This is a genomic window from uncultured Corynebacterium sp. (assembly GCF_902489365.1).
In the GTDB taxonomy this organism is placed as follows: Bacteria; Actinomycetota; Actinomycetes; order Mycobacteriales; family Mycobacteriaceae; genus Corynebacterium.
In genome coordinates this window covers 1-2,973 of sequence record NZ_CABTZR010000139.1, presented here as the reverse complement: position 1 = coordinate 2,973, position 2,973 = coordinate 1, and the positions used below count along the sequence as shown (strand labels likewise).

General features: G+C 61.1%; 3 protein-coding genes. All 3 read right to left on the bottom strand.

Annotated elements, in window-relative coordinates:
- Positions 1-524 (bottom strand): hypothetical protein (locus RDN59_RS11815; RefSeq protein ID WP_308608003.1); only part of this gene is annotated, 524 nt, incomplete at its 3' end.
- Positions 525-671: 147 nt separating this feature from the next.
- A complete protein-coding gene (locus RDN59_RS11810; RefSeq protein ID WP_010190265.1) occupies positions 672-941 on the bottom strand; it encodes an HPr family phosphocarrier protein in 270 nt (89 codons plus the stop codon).
- A gap of 58 nt (positions 942-999) precedes the next feature.
- Positions 1,000-2,973, bottom strand: a 1,974-nt coding sequence (locus RDN59_RS11805; protein WP_308608002.1) for a fructose-specific PTS transporter subunit EIIC, incomplete at its 5' end; no start/stop codon positions are given.

Sequence of the window (2,973 nt, the reverse complement as noted above, 5' to 3'; positions counted from 1 at the left end):
TTCGGTCCCTTTACAGCTCTCCCCACGAACTCATCATCCAGCCAGACATCATCACTGTCGGAATGAGCCTGTGCGTAGTCCAGCAGCTCTCGTACCGTGTGTATGTATACCTCGTCGTCGGGAAGAGTTGGCCACGAAATAGTTTCGGGGTTGGCGAAGTCTGCTTTTCCAATCGGATTGTCTCCTGCTAATTGATCCGCCCAGAGGCATGAGGCAACTCCGTGGTAGAGGGTTTCGGTATCGAGGTCGCCGCGGAGCCGGGTCAACGCTCCCATAACCTCGTAGCCGACAAAGGCCAATCCCTGTTCCTGCTCGGTCTCAATGGCCAGAACGGCATCGATGGCCAGCTTGTGCCTTATGAGCGCGACGACTGTGAACTTCGGTTCCTTCCACGAGCCCTCGTGCCGGTAAAGATTCTCGGAAGCGGTAAAGCTATCCAAGCGCGGGCTTAGGTATTCCGCAATCAGCGCCAGATTCAGCTTTTCGATGCCAAAGTCTGGGGGCGTTGTTGGCTGGCCAGTCATGTCTTTGACTCTACACAGCAGGTCACTTCAGTCGAGTGGCGATGAAAAGCGAAAGAGTCCGCAGGGACGAGGCGAAACAAAAAGCTCCCGCCACCCTCAGCACAAGAGGGAAGCGGGAGCACTGCCGTTCTATAGACGGAAAGTGCTTTAGGAAGCGTCGAGGTCCTGCTCGATGAGACCGGCGATCTTCTCCACAGCGGCCTCGTTCTCAGAGGTCACGGTGACTTCGTCGCCCTGCTCGGCGCCGAGAGCCATGATCATGAGGGAGGAGGCAGCATCGGTCTCATCCTCGTCCTCATCGCCAACGAGGGTCAGGAAGATGTCCTCGTCGAACTCAGCGGCGGCATCGGCGATGATGGAGGCCGGACGTGCGTGCAGTCCGACGGAGGAGCCAACCTTGACGGTCTTAGAAGCCATGACAATAATCCTTTCGAATTACGGAGTTTCGTGCTTACAAGTGTACGCGGCTCAAGCGCTAGGCGGCAGCCTTGGCCTTGTCTGCCTTCGCGGCAGCCTCTTCAGCAGTCTTGTTGGGCCAGAATCGCTTCATCGCGATGACCGCGATGGTGGATACGATGACGCCGGCAAGGATGGCCACGAAGTACGCCCACGCAGGTTCGATGGCGAAGATAACGAAGATTCCGCCGTGCGGAGCGCGAGACATGACGTCCAGGGACATCGACAGCGCACCAGTGACCGCGCCACCGAGCATCATCGAAGGAATGACGCGCAGCGGATCCGCGGCAGCGAACGGGATAGCGCCCTCGGAGACGAAGGACAGACCCAGCAGCCACGCGGACTTGCCGTTCTCCTGCTCCGCAGGCGTGAACAGGTTCTTGCGTACGAAGGTAGCGATGGACAGTGCAATCGGCGGAACCATGCCGGAGGCCATAACGGCGGCCATGATCTTCATGGAAGCCTCATCACCCGTGGACAGGCCAGCAGTAGCGAAGAGGTAAGCAGCCTTGTTGACCGGGCCACCCAAATCGGAGCACATCATAAGCCCCAGAATGATGCCCAGAAGGACCGCGGAGGAACCGGACATGGAGGACAGCCAGTTCTGCAGGCCTTCCATGATGGCGGCCAGCGGTGCACCGAGCAGCAGGTACATGAGCAGGCCTGTAACCATCGTGGCGAGCAGCGGGATGATAGCGACCGGCATGAGGGATCCGATCCAGCGCGGGACATTCCACTTGCCAATCCACATCGCAACAAAGCCAGCGATAAGGCCGGTGACCAGACCACCGATGAAACCCGCACCGAGGGTGACCGCAATGGCACCACCGGCGAAGCCCGGCGCGATGCCCGGGCGGCCTGCCAGCGCGAAGGCGATGTAGCCGGAGAGCGCCGCGACGATGAATCCCATCGATGCTTGACCGATGGCGAAGAGCACGGCGCCGAGGTACAGGGCGAACCCTGCCTTCTTGAAGGTCATCATTTCGCCATCAACCATGACGTCATGGCCCGGCAGGTTGGTCAACGAGTAATCGCTGGTGATGGCCTGCCAACCGTTGGCCATGTCGTAGCCACCGAAGAGGAAGCCCAAGGCCAAGAGGAGGCCACCGGCAGCGACGAAGGGCACCATGTAGGACACACCGGTCATGATGGCCTGCTGAATGCGCTTGCCCCAGCCCAGTCCTTCGCCTTCTTCCGCGGAACTAGAGGAGGCTGCGCCTGCCGTGCCTGCGACCTTGTGTGCGTTGGGGTTCTTGGACGCAGCGATAGCTTCATCGAGCATCACGCCCGGCTCGTTGATGGCGCGCTTGACGCCCGATTCAATAACGGGCTTTCCGGCGAAGCGCTCCCGGTCACGAACACCGACATCGGTAGCGAAGATGACGGCGTCGGCAGCCGCGATGGTGTCTGCAGAAACAGCGGTGTTATTGGAGGATCCCTGGGTTTCTACGGTGAGCTCGACATCGTCGCGCTCCTCGGCGGTTTGGGTGAGGGCGTCGGCTGCCATGTAGGTGTGGGCAATGCCGGTCGGGCATGCAGTGACGGCCACGATGCGGGTCTTCTTCGACTCTGCAGCCTTGCTCGAAGCAGGAGCCGCAGGCGCTGCAGCCGCAGCTGCAGGCGCCGATTCGTTGGCCGCAGCCTTCTTCTTCGGCTTTTCGGCGTTAACCACGTCGAGGACGAGGGAGACGATTTCCTCCTTGGTCTGCGCGGTGCGCAGAGCCTCCAAGAAGTCCTTCTTCACCAGCGCGCGAGCGAGCTTCGAGAGAATCTTCAGGTGGGCCTTGCCGCCACCTTCCGGGGCGGCGATGAGGAACACCAAGTGGGCGTCCCCGTCGGGGCCGGAGAAGTCCACGCCGCGCGAGAGACGAGCGAAGGCCAAGGTGGGTTCAGACACTGCGGCGGAGCGGCAGTGTGGGATGGCAACGCCACCGGGGACACCGGTGCCAGCCTTTGCTTCACGCTCGATGGCGGGGCCAGCCAGCTCGTCCAC

Coding starts and splice junctions, on each gene's coding strand:
- RDN59_RS11810 (WP_010190265.1), bottom strand. CDS start 941: ATGGCTTCTAAGACCGTCAAGGTTGGCTCCTCCGTCGGACTGCACGCA.